Source organism: Microvirga terrae (assembly GCF_013307435.2).
GTDB lineage: Bacteria > Pseudomonadota > Alphaproteobacteria > Rhizobiales > Beijerinckiaceae > Microvirga > Microvirga terrae.
In genome coordinates, this window is the sequence record NZ_CP102845.1 from 1,325,988 (window position 1) to 1,343,026 (window position 17,039).

Annotated in this window: 18 protein-coding genes; 8 read left to right on the forward strand and 10 right to left on the reverse strand. The window is 64.6% G+C overall.

What is annotated here, in order from left to right; all coding sequences use genetic code 11:
- Positions 1-40: 40 nt before the first annotated feature.
- From HPT29_RS06210 to HPT29_RS06230, 5 genes are all read right to left on the reverse strand, one after another.
- Positions 41-1,015 (reverse strand): branched-chain amino acid ABC transporter permease, encoded by a 975-nt coding sequence (locus HPT29_RS06210; RefSeq protein ID WP_173946965.1) that lies wholly within the window; start codon positions 1,013-1,015, stop codon positions 41-43.
- Between the two features lie 4 nt (positions 1,016-1,019).
- The gene (locus HPT29_RS06215) at positions 1,020-1,907 is read right to left on the reverse strand and encodes a branched-chain amino acid ABC transporter permease (protein ID WP_173946966.1); all 888 of its coding nucleotides are present in this window, start codon (positions 1,905-1,907) and stop codon (positions 1,020-1,022) included.
- 6 nt (positions 1,908-1,913) lie between these two features.
- The gene (locus HPT29_RS06220; protein WP_173946967.1) at positions 1,914-2,621 is read right to left on the reverse strand and encodes an ABC transporter ATP-binding protein; all 708 of its coding nucleotides are present in this window, start codon (positions 2,619-2,621) and stop codon (positions 1,914-1,916) included.
- Positions 2,614-3,372, reverse strand: a complete 759-nt coding sequence (locus tag HPT29_RS06225; RefSeq protein WP_173946968.1) for an ABC transporter ATP-binding protein — start codon at positions 3,370-3,372, stop codon at positions 2,614-2,616. Before HPT29_RS06225 ends, HPT29_RS06220 begins: the two co-directional genes overlap by 8 nt.
- A 124-nt stretch (positions 3,373-3,496) precedes the next feature.
- Positions 3,497-4,660, reverse strand: coding sequence for an ABC transporter substrate-binding protein (locus tag HPT29_RS06230; RefSeq protein WP_173946973.1), 1,164 nt, complete (start codon positions 4,658-4,660; stop codon positions 3,497-3,499).
- A gap of 365 nt (positions 4,661-5,025) precedes the next feature.
- Here HPT29_RS06230 and HPT29_RS06235 point away from each other — a divergent pair, with 365 nt between their 5' ends.
- The gene (locus HPT29_RS06235) at positions 5,026-6,513 is read left to right on the forward strand and encodes an NAD-dependent succinate-semialdehyde dehydrogenase (RefSeq protein ID WP_210804873.1); all 1,488 of its coding nucleotides are present in this window, start codon (positions 5,026-5,028) and stop codon (positions 6,511-6,513) included.
- Between the two features lie 64 nt (positions 6,514-6,577).
- Here HPT29_RS06235 and HPT29_RS06240 read toward each other — a convergent pair whose 3' ends face one another.
- Positions 6,578-7,378, reverse strand: a complete 801-nt coding sequence (locus tag HPT29_RS06240; RefSeq protein WP_173945975.1) for an HAD-IIB family hydrolase — start codon at positions 7,376-7,378, stop codon at positions 6,578-6,580.
- A 226-nt stretch (positions 7,379-7,604) separates the two neighbouring features.
- Between HPT29_RS06240 and HPT29_RS06245 the strand changes: the two genes are divergently transcribed.
- Positions 7,605-8,858: a glycerate kinase type-2 family protein gene (locus HPT29_RS06245; RefSeq protein ID WP_173945941.1), complete on the forward strand. Its 1,254-nt coding sequence runs from the start codon at positions 7,605-7,607 to the stop codon at positions 8,856-8,858.
- An 18-nt stretch (positions 8,859-8,876) separates the two neighbouring features.
- On the opposite strand, the gene HPT29_RS06250 is transcribed toward HPT29_RS06245, so the two are convergent.
- Complete coding sequence (locus tag HPT29_RS06250; RefSeq protein WP_173945942.1) at positions 8,877-9,659, reverse strand: sensor histidine kinase; 783 nt, start codon at positions 9,657-9,659, stop codon at positions 8,877-8,879.
- Positions 9,660-10,022: 363 nt separating this feature from the next.
- Between HPT29_RS06250 and HPT29_RS06255 the strand changes: the two genes are divergently transcribed.
- Positions 10,023-10,199 (forward strand): CsbD family protein, encoded by a 177-nt coding sequence (locus HPT29_RS06255; protein ID WP_173945943.1) that lies wholly within the window; start codon positions 10,023-10,025, stop codon positions 10,197-10,199.
- 46 nt (positions 10,200-10,245) lie between these two features.
- Here the strand turns inward: HPT29_RS06255 and HPT29_RS06260 are convergent, their stop codons facing one another.
- Genes HPT29_RS06260 through HPT29_RS06270 form a run of 3 tightly spaced genes read right to left on the reverse strand, consistent with a single transcriptional unit; the run spans position 10,246 to position 12,232 of the window.
- Complete coding sequence (locus HPT29_RS06260) at positions 10,246-10,476, reverse strand: sulfurtransferase TusA family protein (RefSeq protein ID WP_173945944.1); 231 nt, start codon at positions 10,474-10,476, stop codon at positions 10,246-10,248.
- Positions 10,473-11,093 carry a molybdenum cofactor guanylyltransferase MobA gene (mobA, locus tag HPT29_RS06265; RefSeq protein WP_259060499.1) on the reverse strand — a complete coding sequence of 207 codons (621 nt, stop codon included), beginning with the start codon at positions 11,091-11,093 and terminating at the stop codon, positions 10,473-10,475. Before mobA ends, HPT29_RS06260 begins: the two co-directional genes overlap by 4 nt.
- Before the next feature lie 14 nt (positions 11,094-11,107).
- Positions 11,108-12,232 carry an Mrp/NBP35 family ATP-binding protein gene (locus tag HPT29_RS06270; protein WP_173945946.1) on the reverse strand — a complete coding sequence of 375 codons (1,125 nt, stop codon included), beginning with the start codon at positions 12,230-12,232 and terminating at the stop codon, positions 11,108-11,110.
- A 217-nt stretch (positions 12,233-12,449) separates the two neighbouring features.
- On the opposite strand from HPT29_RS06270, the gene HPT29_RS06275 reads away from it, so the two are divergent.
- The 5 genes from HPT29_RS06275 to HPT29_RS06295 all read left to right on the forward strand — a co-directional run bounded on the left by HPT29_RS06275 (position 12,450) and on the right by HPT29_RS06295 (position 16,926).
- Positions 12,450-12,953 (forward strand): pyridoxamine 5'-phosphate oxidase family protein, encoded by a 504-nt coding sequence (locus HPT29_RS06275; protein ID WP_173945947.1) that lies wholly within the window; start codon positions 12,450-12,452, stop codon positions 12,951-12,953.
- Positions 12,954-13,126: 173 nt separating this feature from the next.
- On the forward strand, positions 13,127-14,392 hold the full coding sequence (locus HPT29_RS06280; protein WP_173945948.1) for a PQQ-dependent sugar dehydrogenase: 1,266 nt from the start codon (positions 13,127-13,129) through the stop codon (positions 14,390-14,392).
- A gap of 56 nt (positions 14,393-14,448) precedes the next feature.
- On the forward strand, positions 14,449-14,778 hold the full coding sequence (locus tag HPT29_RS06285; protein ID WP_371823120.1) for a c-type cytochrome: 330 nt from the start codon (positions 14,449-14,451) through the stop codon (positions 14,776-14,778).
- Between the two features lie 91 nt (positions 14,779-14,869).
- Positions 14,870-16,162, forward strand: a complete 1,293-nt coding sequence (pncB, locus tag HPT29_RS06290; RefSeq protein ID WP_173945949.1) for a nicotinate phosphoribosyltransferase — start codon at positions 14,870-14,872, stop codon at positions 16,160-16,162.
- A gap of 5 nt (positions 16,163-16,167) precedes the next feature.
- The gene (locus tag HPT29_RS06295; RefSeq protein WP_173945950.1) at positions 16,168-16,926 is read left to right on the forward strand and encodes a LamB/YcsF family protein; all 759 of its coding nucleotides are present in this window, start codon (positions 16,168-16,170) and stop codon (positions 16,924-16,926) included.
- Positions 16,927-17,039: the final 113 nt, after the last annotated feature.

Consider the following 17,039-nt stretch of genomic DNA (forward strand, 5'->3'; position numbering starts at 1 on the left):
CAACCGCATGGGCACCGGCAGAGTTTGCGACATTTGTCGCCTAGACGGCCCCTTTGGACCTGCGTCTCATCAGCTCGAGGATCTCTCCGACGATGCCTCGGCGGAACAGAAGCACGCATATTACGAAGATGATGCCGATCAGCACCGTGACGGGGAAGTCGGATGCCGCCAGGTAGTTCTGCAGGGCGATCACGAGGCCGGCGCCGACGATGGGGCCGATCAACGTGCCGATGCCGCCGAGCAGGGTCATGAGAATGACCTCGCCGGACATCTGCCACTGCACGTCCGTGAGCGTTGCAAACTGAAACACGATAGCCTTCGTTCCGCCGGCCAGACCTGCCAGAGCGGCCGACATGACGAAGGCGCCGAGCTTATACCGGTCCACCCGGTAGCCGAGCGAGACCGCCCGGCGCTCGTTCTCGCGGATCGCCTTGAGGATGTTGCCGAACGGCGAGTTCACGATGCGCCAGATCGCGAAGAAGCCGAACAGGAAGATGGCCAGCGTGACGTAGTACATGGCCAGAGGCTGGTTCAGGTCGACGACGCCGAGCAGATGGCCGCGCGGCACGCCCTGGATTCCGTCTTCACCGTGGGTGAAGGGCACCTGCAGGCAGATGAAGGCGAACATCTGCGACAGGGCAAGGGTGATCATGGAGAAGTAGATGCCCTGGCGGCGGATGGCGACGAAACCGATCACGGCACCCATTACGGCCGCGCCGCCGACGCCGAGCAGGATGGCGGTCAGGGGCTCCAGGCCCCACACCTTGGCCGCATGGGCGGTGACATAGGCCGCCCCGCCGAAGAAGGCCGCATGGCCGAAGGAGAGGAGCCCCACATAGCCGATGAGCAGGTTGAACGCGCAGGCGAAGAGCGCGAAGCAGAGCACGCTCATCAGCATGACGGGATAGAAGAAGAAGGGGGCCGCCGCCAGGGCTGCGACCGCGATGGTCCCGAGGACCATGGAGGACGTCCGCAGCCTGGGCTGTTCTGTGAGATACTGGGTTCCGACAGCCATGATATCACTCCTCCCGCCCGAAGAGACCTGCCGGCCTGACGAGCAGAACGATGGCCATGATCACAAAGATAACGATGCTCGAGGCTTCTGGATAGAAGACCTTCGTCAGCCCCTCGAGGACGCCGAGCACGTAGCCGGTCACGATGGCGCCCAGGATCGACCCCATGCCGCCGACGACGACCACTGCGAACACGATGATGATGAGGTTCGAGCCCATCAGCGGGCTCACCTGGTAGATCGGGGCTGCCAGCACGCCGGCCAGAGCCGCGAGGGCGGCGCCGAGGCCGTAGGTGAGCGTGAGCAGCAGGGGCACGTTCACGCCGAAGGCCTGGACCAGCGTGGCGTTTTCCGTGGCCGCTCTCAGATAGGCGCCAAGCCGCGTCTTCTCGATGAGGAGCCACGTGCCGAGGCAGACGACCAGGGAGGCGATGACCACCCAGCCGCGGTAGATCGGCAGGAACATGAAGCCGAGATTGACGGCGCCCGTCAGCTGCGGCGGTGGCGCATAGGGCTGTCCGGCAGCGCCGAACCAGTAGCGGAACGCGCCTTCGAGAATGAGCGCGAGGCCGAAGGTCAGAAGAAGGCCGTAGAGCGGATCCACGCCGTAGAGACGGCTCAGCATCGTCCTCTCGATCACGACCGCGACCGCCCCGACGATCAGAGGGGCCAGAATGAGCGCCGGCCAGTAGCCGATTCCCAGCCAGTTCAGGAGCAGGTAGGCGGCGAAGGCGCCCAGCATGTACTGCGCGCCATGGGCGAAGTTGATGACCCGCAGCAGGCCAAAGATCACGGCGAGGCCGAGGCTCAGCATGGCGTAGAACGAGCCGTTGATCAGGCCGATGAGGATCTGGCCGTAGAGGGCAGGGGCGGGAATGCCGAAAATCGTGCTCATGATGCTCTACACCCCAAGAACTTCGTGGAGCTCGTCCATGCGCGCATCGAGCTCGTGGCCGGGGAACGAGTTCACCATACGCCCGTCCTCCATGAGGTAGAAGCGATCGGCCACCTTCTTCGCGAAGCGGAAGTTCTGCTCCACGAGCAGGATGGTCATGCCGCGCTTTTTCAGGGCGACCAGAACGTCGCCGATACGCTGGACGATCACCGGCGCCAGACCCTCCGTCGGTTCGTCGAGAAGGATGATCCGCGCGCCGGTGCGCAGCACGCGGGCGATGGCGAGCATCTGCTGCTCGCCGCCGGACAGCTTCGTCCCCTGGCTCGAGCGGCGTTCATGGAGATTGGGGAAGAGGCTGTAGATCTCCTCCACGCTCATCCCGCCCTCCGCGACTGTCGGCGGCAGCATCAGGTTCTCGGAAACGTTCAGGCTCGCGAAGATCCCGCGCTCCTCGGGCACGTAACCGAGGCCGGTCTGCGCGACCTTGTGGAGCGGCAATCCCAGGAGATCCTTGCCGCGCAGGCGGATCACGCCCTCGCGGCGGCGCAGGATTCCCATGATGGCCCGCAGGGTGGTCGTCTTGCCGGCGCCGTTGCGGCCGAGCAGGGTGACGGTTTCGCCCTCGCGGATGTCGAGATCGACCCCGTGGAGAACATGGCTCTCGCCATACCAGGCGTTGAGCCCGCGGACTTCGAGGAGGGGAGCGCTACTCATGCTCTGTTCCCATATAGGCTTCGCGGACGCGCGGATCCTGACTGACCTTGTCATAGGACCCGTCGGAGAGAATCTCACCGCGTGCCAGAACGGTGACGCGATCGCAGAGATCGGCCACCACATTCAGGTTGTGCTCGACCATCAGCACCGTCCGGTTCTTCGCGATGCGCCGGATCAGATCGGAGATGCGGCCGATATCCTCGTGACCCATGCCGGCCATGGGCTCATCGAGCAGCAGCATGGCAGGATCGAGCGCCAGGGTCGTGGCGATTTCCAGCGCGCGCTTGCGACCGTAGGAGAGTTCGACGGCCGGCAGATGCGCATAGGCCCTGAGGCCGACCGCATCGATGAGTTCCATGGCGCGGTCGTTGAGGGTCGAAAGGGCCGAGGCGGGGCGCCAGAACTGCGTCGCGAGGCCGGACGGCCGCTGCAGGGCCACACGCACGTTGTCGAGCACGGTCAGATGCGGGAACACCGCCGAGATCTGGAAGGAGCGGACGAGTCCGAGACGGGCGACCTCGGCCGGTTTCATGCTCGTGATGTTCGCGCCCTTGAAGGTGATCTGCCCGCGGGTCGGCGTGAGGAACTTCGTGAGCAGGTTGAAGACCGTCGTCTTGCCGGCGCCGTTCGGTCCGATCAGGGCATGGATCGTGCCCTCGTTGACGGACAGCGTCACGTCCTTCACGGCGACGAAGCCGCGGAACTCCATGGTGAGCCCGGTGGCGCTCAGGATTGGTTGCGTACTGACCATAGGGACCGGCCGATACTCTCTCGGTAAGGTGGCAACGGCCGGGTCGGGCACAAAGCTCGACACCAGCCGTTGCGAGACGATGAAGAAGCGGGACAGCCTGGGCCGTCCCGCCTCGGCCTGTGGATTACTGCGTGAGCTGGCAGCCGCTCTCGGCCATCGACAGGTAGGCCTGGTCGCCGGGTACCTTGGCGAGCTGCTTGTACATGTCCCACTCGCTCTTGCTCTCTTCCGGCTTCTTCACCTGGAAGAGATACATGTCATAGACCATGCGGCCGTTGGGCAGCACCTTGCCGTTCTTCGCGAAAACGTCCTCGACCGGCATCTCGTGCAGGAGCTTGGCGACCGGCTCCGTCGAGTCCGTACCGGCTTTCTGGACGGCCTTCAGGTACTGCGTCACGGCCGAATAGGTTCCCATATGGATCATGTTCGGCATGCGGCCGGTCTTCTCCTGGACTTTCTTCGCGAAGGCGCGGTTCTCGTCGCTCTGATCCCAGTACCAGCCCTCCGTCAGGGTCAAGCCCTGAGCGGCCTTGAGGCCCAGGCCCTTCACCTCAGCGAGGGTGAAGAGCAGCGCCGCGAGGCGCGTGCCGCCCTGGGTGATGCCGAACTCGGCCGCCTGCTTGATGGCGTTGGCCGTGTCGAGACCGGCATTAGCCAGGCCGATCACGTTGGCGCCGGAGCTCTGGGCCTGCAGCAGGAAGGACGAATAATCGGTCGCAGCCAGCGGATGTCGGACCGAACCGAGGACTTGACCGCCCTTCGACTTCACGAATTTCGAAGTCTCTCCTTCGAGGGAATAGCCGAAGGCGTAGTCGGCCGTGAGGAAGAACCACTTGTTGCCGCCGTTTTCCACGAGCGCGCCGCCGGTGCCGACCGCGAGAGCATGGGTGTCGTAGGCCCAGTGGAAGCCGTAGGGCGTGCACTGCTTGCCGGTGAGATCGGCCGTCGCGGCGCCGGTCGTGATGGTGATCTTCTTCTTGTCCTTGGACAGGCCCTGGACTGCGAGGGCGACGGAGGACGTGGTCAGTTCCATGATGGAATCGACCTTGTCGGTGTCGTACCACTGGCGGGCGATGCTGGCTGCAACGTCAGGCTTGTTCTGGTGATCCGCGCTGACGATCTCGACCGGCACGCCGAGAACCTTGCCGCCGAAATCCTGCACGGCCATGCGGGCGGCCTCGACGGAGGACTTGCCGCCGAAATCCGCGTAAACGCCGGATTGGTCGTTCAGGATGCCGATCTTGACCACGCCGTCGGAAGCCTGCTGAGCATAGGCCGACTGGGCCATGACGGTGCAGCTGAGGGCGAACAGGATCTTATTGAGAACGCGCATCGGTTTCCTTCCCTTCATTCCGAGGCCGGTTGGTCCAGCCGTTGTTCAGGCCGCGGTGTGACGCCACGCCCGGCGATGGTCAGAAAGGTACAGTCCCTGACGTCTTGTGCAATGCGAGAAAGGGTCATCCTTAAGTCGCAGGTCTCTTTAAGCTTCAAGTTTCTGCCTCATTTTCAGGCATAGGCGCGGCTGGTCTGTCTGGCGCCTGAACCGCTTTGCCGGAAACCCTGCTCCGCTCCTCCTGCGGTTCACAGAACCGAGGACGGCACCTATATCTCCATCATCTTTCCCGTGCCCGTCTTCGAGGCTGGAGCTCTGCCATGACCGTTCATGCGAACCCTGTTGCGCGTCGTGTTGTTGATCTGAAGGACCCGTCGCTTCTGGTGAGCCAGGCCTATGTGGCGGGCGAGTGGGTGGACGCGCCCGACGGCCGGACGATCCCGGTCACCGATCCCTATGACGGGGCGCTGATCCTGGCGGTGCCCGATCTCGGCCCCGAGGCCGCCCGCCGGGCCATCGATGCGGCGCACGCGGTGCAGACGGACTGGGCGAAGCGCACCGCCAAGGAGCGCAGCGCCGTCCTGCGGCGCTGGTACGACCTGATCGTGGCCAACGCCGACGACCTGGCGCTGATCCTCACCACCGAGCAGGGCAAGCCGCTGGCCGAGGCCAAGGGTGAGGTGATCTCGAACGCCGCCTACATCGAGTGGTTCGCCGAGGAAGCCAAGCGCATCGACGGCGACGTCATTCCCGGCGCCCATCCCTCCCAGCGCATCGTGGTGCTGAAACAGCCGGTGGGCGTGTGCGCGGCGATCACGCCCTGGAACTTTCCCAACGGCATGATCACCCGCAAGGTGGGCCCGGCGCTGGCGGCCGGCTGCACCATGGTGCTCAAGCCCGCCGCCCAGACGCCGCTTTCGGCCCTGGCGCTGGCGGTGCTGGCCGAGCGGGCCGGGGTGCCGAAAGGCGCGTTCTCGGTGATCACCGGCGAGGCCCGGCCGATCGGCGAGGAGTTCTGCCGCAACCCGAAGGTGGCCAAGATCACGTTCACCGGCTCGACGAATGTGGGCCGGTGGCTGATGAAGGAGGCGGCGGACGGGATCAAGCGGCTGTCGCTGGAACTGGGCGGCAACGCGCCGTTCATCGTGTTCGACGATGCGGATCTGGATGCGGCCGTGGAGGGCGCGCTGGCGTCGAAGTTCCGCAATGCCGGCCAGACCTGCGTGTGCGCCAACCGGATCTACGTGCAGGCGGGCGTCGTGGAGGCGTTTGCCGCGAAGCTGGCCGACAAGGCGAAACAGCTCAAGCTCGGGCGGGGCACGGAGGCGGGCGTGACCATGGGGCCTTTGATCGACGAGCGGGCGGTGGCCAAGATGGAGGAGCACGTGGCCGACGCGCTGGACAAGGGCGGCCGGGTTCTGGTGGGCGGCCGGCGCTCGGATCTTGGCAGCACGTTCTTCGAGCCGACGGTGATGACCGGGGTGACTCAAGGCATGAAGGTGACCAAGGAGGAGACGTTTGCGCCTCTGGCGCCGATCATCGCGTTTGCCGACGAGGCGGAGGTGATCGCGATGGCCAACGACTCGGAGTTTGGTCTGGCGTCGTACTTCTACGCGAAGGACATGGCCCGGGTGTGGCGGGTGGCGGAGGCGCTGGAGAGCGGCATGGTGGGGGTGAACACGCCGGCTTTGGCCAACGAGATGGCGCCGTTTGGGGGCGTGAAGCAGTCGGGGCTGGGGCGGGAGGGCTCCAGGTACGGCATCGAGGGCTTCCTCGAAATCAAGTACATCGCTCTCGCAGGTCTGTGAGCACGGAAAAGCCCGGCATCGCCGGGCATTTTTGTCGGCGGAGCTGAGGACAAAAACCGCTCTCCTATGCGCCCTTCGCCCTGAGCAGCAACTCGGCCAGTTGCACGAACCCTTCTCCCGAATGGCCGCTCGCCACATAGGCGGGCTTGCTGATGAGGCGATGCGCGAAGGCCTGGATGTTGGCGACGCCGACGCTCACGGGAAAGGCTGCGAACATGGGCTCGTCGTTCGGGGAATCGCCCGCGTAGATCACGGTCTTCCTTGCCTCGTCCCATGCCATGCCGAACACGTCGGCGAGCAGAGTCCGGGCCATGGTCAGCTTGTTGTAGTCGCCGAACCAGCCGTTCACATGAATGGAGCTGACCTTGGCCTGCGCGCCTGCGCGCTCGAAGGCGGCAACGATCCGGTCGACCTCGGATTCCGGTAGGGGAGGGACATCCTCGCAGAAGTCGATGGCGAGATCCGCCAGGCGGTACGCCTGATCGCTGGCGAGCGCGGTGCCGGGAACGCTCGCGAGCACTTCCGCCTCGATGGCGTCAAGCTTCGCGCGGTTCCGCGCCAACTCTTCCGAACTCGCCCAGAACCGCTGCTCCATCGTCCTGCGCTCGCGATCGTAGCGGAAATAGAAGGCGCCGTTTTCTCCCACCACGGCATCGACGGGCCACATGCGGGCGATGTGATCGCACCATCCGGCCGGACGGCCCGTCACGGGGATCACGATGAAGCCTGCGCGGTGCAGCCGCTCAAGGGCCCCATAGGCTGAGGCCGTCAGCATTCCCTCCGTGGTGATGGTGTCGTCGATGTCGGTCAGCACCACGCGGATGGAGCGCGCCGTCTCCAGCGGCATCTCGGACAGGGGCTTCATGCCGTGCTCGTCCGAGGACAGAGGCAGGGAAGCGGAAAACGGCTGGGACATCGGTGCGTCATCCTCGGGCGTGACAATCATGAGACGGCTAACGGACCGCCTTTAAGCATGATCCTCCTGCGTGTGCCAGGGTCGATGCCGGATCAATGACGGGCAGGCACGCCGCCCTGTGTGCAATCGTCAACGGATGACTTCACGAAGGGGATTTCTGACGTAAAGTGACGCCATGCCAAACGATGCCGAAATCCTCTATGCCCTGTTCGATGCCGCCCTGAAGGCGGCGCTTCCCGATGGTCAGTTCGACGGCCGGCTCCCGCCCAGGCCGAAAGGGCGGACGATCGTCCTCGGCGCCGGCAAGGCCTCGGCCCGCATGGCGGCGGCATTCGAGGAAGCCTGGGCCCGCGCGGGGGGGGCTTGCGAGGGGCTCGTGGTCACCCGTTATGGGCATGCGGTGCCGACGCGCTCCATCGAGATCGTCGAGGCCGCCCATCCGGTTCCCGACGAGGCCGGCCTCCAGGCCGCAGGGCGGATCCTGGCCCTGGCCCAGCAGGCCGGCCCCGACGATCTCGTGGTCTGCCTCATGTCCGGCGGCGCCTCCTCGCTGCTGTCGCTCCCGGCGGACGGGGTGACGCTGGCCGACAAGCAGGATCTCAACAGGGCCCTGCTGAAATCGGGCGCGCCGATCGGGGAGATGAACCTGGTGCGCAAGTCGCTCTCCGCCATCAAGGGCGGGCGCCTCGCGGCGGCGGTCGGGAAGGCGCCGCTCGTCACCTACCTGATCTCGGATGTTCCGGGTGACGATCCCGGCAGCATCGGGTCGGGTCCGACGATCCCCGAGCGCGTCGAACCGGACGTCGCGTTCGGCATCCTGCGCAAATATGGCATCGACGTGCCGGACCATGTCCGCGCGACCATCCGTTCCAACGCCGTGACCGAGCCCGTCGCCGGCGGCGTGGTGCATATGCTCTCGACGCCCAAGATGGCGCTCGATGCCGCCGCCGCGAAAGCCCGCGAGCTGGGTCTGACCCCGCTCGTGCTCGGTGATGCGCTCGAGGGGGAGGCCCGGGAGGTTGGGCGCGTCATGGCGGGGATCGCCCGCTCGGCCCTGATGCACGGGGAGCCGGCCGGTGCGCCGTGCGTTCTGCTCTCCGGCGGCGAGACCACGGTGACGGTGCGCGGGCAGGGACGGGGCGGGCGCAATGCCGAGTTCCTGCTGTCTCTCGCCCTGTCCCTGAAGGACGAGCGAAAAATCTCCGCGATCGCCTGCGATACGGACGGGATTGACGGCTCGGAGGACAACGCCGGCGCCTGGTTCGACGGAAGCCTCTTCGAGAATGCCCGCAAGGCCGGAATCGACCTGGCGGCTCACCTCGACAGGAACGATGCCTACACGGCCTTCGCGCAGCTCGACAGGCTCGTGGTGACGGGTCCCACCCTGACCAACGTGAACGACTTCCGCTGCATCCTCATCCGTCCCTGAGAGGATCGGCTTAGGGCTTCAGATGGAATAGCTGAGTCCCGTCGCGTTGGTTTGCGGCACCACCATCGCGACCTTGGTTCCGCGGCCCTCCTGGCTGTCGATCTCCAGGTCGCCGCCGTGGAGCTTGAGGATGTACCAGGCGAGGCTGAGGCCTAATCCCGTGCCGGGCAACGTCTTCGCGTTGCGGCCCCGGAAGAAGGGCTGCATGATGAAGGGCATGTCCCGTTCGGGGATCCCGATCCCGCGATCCTTGACGACGATCCGGATCATGCCGCCCTTCCTGGATGCCACGATGTCGATCGGCCGTTCCGGCAGGGAATATTTCATGGCGTTCGACAGAACGATGACGAGGGCCTGCTCCAGCAGAATGGGATCGCCGATGACGATCTCGGGCAAGCCGCGGATCTGGACCTGAAACGGGCGGGACGGCTCCTGTCCGCCTTGCTCCCGGCACACCCGACGGATGAGTTCGTCCGGGTTGAATTCGCTTGGATTGAGCACGATTCCGCCGGCAGTGGCCCGGGTGTAGGACAGGATCGTGTCAATCAGCTCGTCCAGGCGCAAACTGGCGCGCCAGATCTTCTCGGCCTTGGCCTGGATGTCGGTGGTGCCGAGCCGGTCCGCACGTCGGATCAAGCCCTGCGCCAGAGCATTGATGGCCGAGAGCGGGGTTCTCAGCTGATGGGCCAGAAGGGCGACCCGGTCGAGCGAATGGGCCGGACCTCTGAGGGCGGCGCGGCTGTGAGTGCGGCGCGGGGCGGTCTGGGTCGACCGGGGGGGACGTCGGTTGGCTGCGGACACGGACGCGACACCTGTTAACTTTATAACGTTAAATCCGGTTCGTTGCGAATTAGTGCGCCTCCATCCGTTGTCCATACCCACCCTCGCAGGACGCTGCAGAGCCGCCGCAAACCAAATCGTGCAGGTAAATTAACTGAAATTGCCGAGCACTATGAGAGATGAAAGCCAGTCATGGCGGAAGCAGAGTGACAGCCGCACGAATAGACAAGAAGTGTCTCCAGATTTCGGGAGATTGAATACTGTCCCGCGATCACCGGGACGTGAGGTCGGAAGCGTCACAATTGCCGCACTTGGCACTTTCGTTGAAACCGGCTGTCAGAAACGGCGTTTCCATGTCTGGAAGCCAGTTTCAGGAGTTACACCATGGATAACGATCGCACCGAAGGCAGCATGAAGAACATCAAGGGCCGCCTCAAGGAAGGTCTCGGCAAGGCTCTGGGCGATTCGAAGATGGAAACCGAAGGCAAGATGGATAAGGCCGAGGGCAAGATCCAGAACACCGTCGGCGGCATCAAGGACTCGCTGCGCAAGAGCACCTGATTACTGCACAGGCATTTCGGTCGGCCCGGCGTCTCGCCGGGCCGCCTCATTCAGGATGACCCGCCTTGCGGATCAGAAATCTGATCCGGGAGGCGTCCTGCGTTTGCTCCTCCAGAATGTCGCCGGTCTCGCGGATCAGATTGGGGACGTCGATACCAGCCAACGGGTCGGTGCAGACCACACGCAGCTTTTCGCCGGGCGCCATGCCGAGCAGAGCCTTTCGCGTGCGCAGGACCGGCAGCGGGCATTTCAGTCCGGAAAGATCGAGTTCGGTCATCGCCTCCGCTCCTGCTGCAGCAAAACCTTCGCGGTTACCCAATCATCCGGCGTGTTGATGTTGAAGAAGGGATCGCGCGGCTCGGTGTGCCAGGAGGCTTCGGCATATCCATGACGCTTCGCCCAATCTCGGATGCTGCGTATGTCGCTTTTCACAAGCATCTCGCGCAGGTCTTGCCGGAGGGAGATCGGCCAGAGCCCGACGGCGAAATGCAGCTGTTCGCCCGATGACGCGCAAGCCAGAGTATGCCTGGATTCGCCGCGCGCCTCATGCAGGCGCCCCACGAGATCGGACGGGACGAAGGGCGTATCGGCCGGAACGCTGACTACCCATTCGACGCCCGGGCGGTGGGCCTGGGTCCATTCGAGAGCCGTCAGGATGCCTGCCAGGGGCCCGAGATGCCCGGCTACCGAATCCGTCACGACAGGGAAGGGCAGGGTTCCGAAGCGCCGGGGTTCGCCATTCGCGTTGACGATGAGGCTCTCGCATTGCGGGGCGAGGCGCTGCGCCACGTATTCGAGGAGCGTGAGACCCTCGAACGCTAGCAGAACCTTGTCCTGGCCGCCCATGCGCCGCGAAAGGCCTCCCGCGAGAACGACCCCGACAGTCGGCGGCATCGTGGCGGCCCCGCTCATTCGATCACGATGCGGGGAGCCGGCCTGGCTGTGGCGCCCCCCGTGAGCGCAGTCCAGATCTGCCGTGCCATGTCCTTGTAGATACCGGCATGCGGACCATCCGGATCGGCCACGACGACGGGCCGGCCCGAATCGGACAACTCGCGGATCGTCATGGTCAGTGGAACTTCGCCGAGGAAGGGGACGTCCAGACGCCTGGCCTCCTCACGCGCTCCGCCATGGCCGAAGATGTGGGAGCTCTGGCCGCAATGCGGACAGATGAAGGTCGCCATGTTCTCGACGATGCCGAGGATCGGGATCTCCACCCGCTTGAACATCGACACCCCGCGTCGGGCATCGATGAGGGCGAGGTCCTGCGGCGTCGACACAATTACGGCGCCGGCCAGCGGCGTAGCCTGCGCCATGGTGAGCTGCGCATCGCCGGTGCCCGGGGGCATGTCGACCACGAGCACGTCGAGATCACCCCAGGCGACCTCCCGCAGCATCTGGGTAATGGCCGACATCACCATCGGTCCGCGCCAGATCATGGCCGCTTCCTCCTCGACCAGGAAGCCGATCGACATGACCTTCAGCCCAAAGGCTTCCATCGGTTCGAGAACGCGGTTCTCGAGCAGGCGCGGCTTGCCGTGGATGCCGAGGAGCTTCGGCACCGAGGGGCCGTAGATGTCCGCATCGAGCAGGCCGACCTTCAGCCCGAGGGCCTTCAGGCCGAGAGCCAGGTTGCAGGCCGTCGTGGACTTGCCGACGCCACCCTTGCCGGACGCGACCGCGATCACATGCTGCACGCCGGGAATGCGCTGATTCCTGGGCTGGGCCGCCGCTCGCGGCCGCTGCGGGGCGGCCGGGGAAGGAGATGCGCCGGAACCGGAGGGCCGGTCGGCTGTGAGGCTAGCGAAGACGCCCTTCACGGACGGCAGGCCCTGCACGGCCGTGACGGCGGCCTGCCGCACCTGCTCCATGGCGGCGGCTTCCGATGGATCGATGGTGATGGAGAACATGACGCGGCTCGCATCGTCCACCACCACGTCCGACAGCCGTCCCGAGGCGACGAGGTTGGTTCCGCCGGCGTCGACCATGACGGTCGACAGGGCCTGCAGCACATGCTCACGGGTAATGGCCACGATGTCGTCTCCTGATGGCTCCGAGGATTCTGCCCTTCATGTATAGGTCCGGAGCCTGCGCGTTAAGGCCATCGATGGCGGCCAGGGTGCATATCCCGAACCAAACTGCACCTTGTCCGTTGTTCACCCGATCCCTCGGGAGCCGGCCCGGCCGGCCGCGTCACTGCCTTGGCTGATCAATCCCGAGTGCCTGCCACATACGATCGAGGAGACGACGATGCACCAACACGGCCATAACGATCCGAATGCCGGGAAGCTCTATGACCTGATCAAGGACGTGAAGATCGCCATGATGACCACCGTCGACACGGACGGTACCTTGCACAGCAGGCCCATGCACAGCCAGGAGGCGGACGAGCACGGGGATCTCTGGTTCTTCACCCAGATCCAATCGCCCAAGACGACGGAACTCTCCCGCGACAACGAGGTCAACCTCGCCTATGCCGATCCGAGCAGCCAGACCTATGTGTCGGTGACAGGACGGGCCGAGATCGTGCGCGACAAGGCGACGATCGAGGAGAAATGGTCGGAGCCTCTGCGGGCGTGGTTCCCGAAGGGCGTGGACGATCCGCAGATCGCCCTGATCCGCGTTCACCCGGCCAAGGGCGAATACTGGGACAGTCCCTCGTCGACCCTGGTGCATCTCTACGGCTATGCGAAGGCTGCCATCACCGGTCAGCCGCCCCATCCTGGCGATCAGGCGAAGGTCAATCTGAGCTGAGGTTTCGCTGCAGCGCGACAGTCTCGGGGCCGCACGCGGCCCCTTTTCTTTGGCTTGATTCTATCTACCTTTACGGAAGAAGCTTAGGTATGTTTGAGCAACGAAGACAATACGGAAAAAACCGTTCGTCGTAATCAAGAACAGGCCTTGGGGGCGGTCTTAGGGAGGAAACAATGAAGTTCGTCCTGCTTGCCGCAGTTTCGATTGTTGCTTTCGCGTCCTCGAGTTTCGCTCAGCCTGCCACCCAATCGCCGACAGGCAATCTCGAGAAGCTGACGTCGTTCCAGAGCACGGGAACCACCGAGCCGCGACCCATCGCGCAGGAGGGGCGTCGCGCCGATGCCATTCGGAAGAACCTCGAGAAAATCCAGTTGCCGGCCGGTTTCAAGATCGATCTTTATGCGATCGTGCCCGATGCGCGCCACATGGCGGTCGGCCCCAATGCCGGCGTGGTCTTCGTCGGAACCCGCAAGAACAACGTCTATGTCGTGACAGATCGCGACAAGGATCGCGTCGCCGACGAGGTCAAGCAGTTCGCCCCGTCCGTCGCGTTCAAGATTCCCAACGGCGTCTGCTTCTCGCGTGACGGGATGCTTTATGTCGCCGAGCAGAACCGAGTGCTGCAATTCCCGGCCGCCGAGTTCTTCTATGAAGGACCGGATGTCGCGGCCTTCGTGGTCGCCAAGCAGGGAGACCTCATCCCGCCGTCGGAGGAAAGCTTCAACCATACGGCCCGCGTCTGCCGGGTCGGGCCCGACAACAAGCTCTATATCGCGCTCGGCCAGCCCTTCAACGTACCGGCGAAAGACAAGCTCGACCTCTACAAGCGGACAGGCATCGGCGGCATCATCCGCATGGATCAGGACGGCAAGAACCGCGAGGTCTATGCGACGGGCATCCGCAACTCGGTCGGCATCGACTTCAACCCCGCTGACAAGTCGCTGTGGTTCACCGACAACCAGGTCGACGGAATGGGCGACGATCAGCCTCCCGGCGAGCTGAACCGCATCGCCAGTATGGGACAGAATTTCGGCTTCCCGTATTATGGCGGCGGCACCGTCCGCACGGTCGAGTACAAGGACGATCAGGTTCCGGCCGGCGTCGTCGGGCCGCAGGCCGAAATGGATCCTCATGCGGCGGATCTCGGCATGATGTTCTACACGGGCAAGATGTTCCCGCAGACCTATCAAGGCGGCATCTTCTCGGCCCAGCACGGCTCCTGGAACCGCACCAAACCGGTCGGCGCGAGGATCATGTTCACGCCGATCAAGCAGGACGGGACAGCCGACAAGCCGCAGATCTTCGCGGAAGGATGGCTGACAGACAACGGCGAGTATCTCGGGCGGCCGGTGGACGTCGCCATGCTGCCCGATGGCTCCCTGCTGGTGTCGGACGATACGGCCGGCGCGGTCTACCGCATCTCCTACGAAGGCCGGTAACGATCTCCCGACGGGCGCGCCACGCGGCGCGCCCGCTTCCCATGGGACCATCACGCATGAAGACGAGCCATTTCCTCGCATTCACGGCCATGCTGCTGGGCAGCCTTGCTTGCGGTCCGAGCCAGGCAGGAGACGCCAGGGCCGGGCGCCAGAAGCTCACCACATGTCAGGGCTGCCACGGCCTCGACGGGCTGTCGAAGAACCCCGAGGCGCCGAACCTCGCCGGTCAGGTCGAGACCTATCTCACCAGGAGCCTCGAGGCCTATCGGTCCGGCGAGCGCAAGAACGAGTCCATGAACATTGTAGCGAAGGAGTTGTCCGACGAGGACATCGCCGACGTGGCGGCCTATTACGCGTCGATCCAGGTGGATGTCCTGCCTCCGTGAGAGGCCTCACAAAGTCTCGTAGCCGGCACTCTTTCATCCCGGGCGCCCCTTCGCTATTGTCTCGCCTCCCTCGAGTGGCATGGAGCAGGCGATGGTGGACATCGCGACCCGGGTCTACAACCATACCTGGAAGATCGACCCGATCGTCCGGTCCGTCCTGGATACGGATTTCTACAAGCTTCTGATGGCGCAGACGATCTTTCGCCGCCATCGGGACGTGCAGGTCACGTTCGGCATTCATAACCGCACCACCCGCATCCGACTGGCCGACATCATCGATGCCGGGGAGCTGCGCGAGCAGCTCGACCACGTGCGCAGCCTCTCCCTGACGCGGGGCGAGTCCACCTGGCTTCGCGGCAACACGTTCTACGGCAAGCGGCAGATGTTCTCGCCGGAGTTCATGGACTGGCTCGAAACCTTCCGCTTCCCGGAATACCTGCTCGAGAAGGAGGACGGCCAATATGTGCTGACCTTCCATGGGCCCTGGATCGAAACCACCATGTGGGAGATCCCGGCGCTCGCGATCCTCAACGAGCTGCGCTCCCGCGGCGTGCTCAAGGGCATGGCGAAGTTCGAGCTTCAGGTGCTCTATGCCCGGGCGATGACGCGGGTCTGGGAGAAGATCGAGCGCCTGAGAAAGCTCCCGGATCTGTCCATCTCCGATTTCGGCACGCGGCGGCGGCACGGCTTCCTCTGGCAGGACTGGTGCGTTCAGGCGATGATGGAGGGACTCGGCTCCTCGTTTCTCGGCACCTCCAACTGTCTCATCGCCATGCGCCAGGAGGTCGAGGCCGTAGGCACGAACGCCCATGAGTTGCCGATGGTCTACGCGGCCCTGACCGACAGCGACGAGGAACTGGCGGAATCGCCCTATCGGGTGCTGGCGGATTGGCAGCAGGATTACGAGGGGAACCTGCGCGTCATCTTGCCGGATACCTACGGCACCACGAACTTCCTGCGCAACGCGCCCAACTGGGTGGCGTCCTGGACGGGCATCCGCGTCGACTCGAAGGATCCGATCGAGGGGGGCGAGGAAGCCATCGCGTGGTGGAACGAGCGCGGGCAGAACCCGAAGGACAAGCTCGCGATCTTCTCCGACGGGCTCGACGTGGACGTGATCGAGCGCATCCACCGGCATTTCCGCGGTCGCATGCGCATCGGCTACGGCTGGGGCACGCTGCTCACCAACGATTTCCGCGGCCTTGCGCCCGAGGGAGCCCTCGACCCGATCTCCATCGTGTGCAAGGTGATCTCGGCCGACAGCCGGCCGACGGTGAAGCTCTCCGACAATCCGACCAAGGCCATGGGGCCGAGGGCGGAGGTCGAGCGCTACAAGCGCATCTTCCATGTGGGGCAGCAAACGGCCCAGCCGGTTCTAGTGTGACGGACATGACGATCGATCTCAATTGCGACATGGGTGAAGGATACGGCCCCTGGCCGATGGGCGACGACGAAGCGATGCTCGACATCGTCTCGTCGGCCAACATCGCCTGCGGGTATCACGCGGGCGATCCGTCGATCATGTTCCGCACGGCGGAGATCGCGAAGCGCAAGGGTGTCGCCATCGGGGCGCATCCGGGCTTCAATGACCTTCACGGCTTCGGACGCCGCATGATCCGCGGCGACTCGCCGGCCGAGATCGAGCGCATGGTGGCCTATCAGATCGGCGCCATGCAGGCTCTCGCGGCGCTGGCCGGGCACAAGGTCACCTACGTGAAGGCGCACGGCGCGCTCAACAACATGGCCAACGAGGACATGGAGCTCGCGCTTGCCATCGCCCGGGCCATCAAGGGCGTCGATCGGAGCCTGGTCAATGTCTGCATGCCGGGCCTTCCCATGGAAAAGGCATCCGAGCAGATTGGCGTGAAGGTCGCCCGCGAGATCTTTGCCGACCGCACCTACGAGGACGATGGCACGCTCACCAGCCGGAAGAAGCCGGGTTCCGTGCTGCACGATGCGGAATTCGCCGCCGAGCGCATTCTCCGCGCCGTGCAGGACAGGGCGATCACGACAGTGTCCGGAAAGCGGATCCCGGTCGAGATCGACACGATCTGCGTGCATGGCGACGAGCCGAGCGCCGTCGCCATGGCCCGGACGGTCCGCGCGAATCTGGAGGCAAACGGGATCGCGATCGCGCCGTTCGCATAGGCCCGTTCGACCTTGCGACCTCCGCCTGACACGGTGTCGGAGTGCTCACCTTCGTCGTCATCACCGGCCTTGTGCCGGTGATTCCGATCTCCGGAGACGCCGCACCTTTCGCA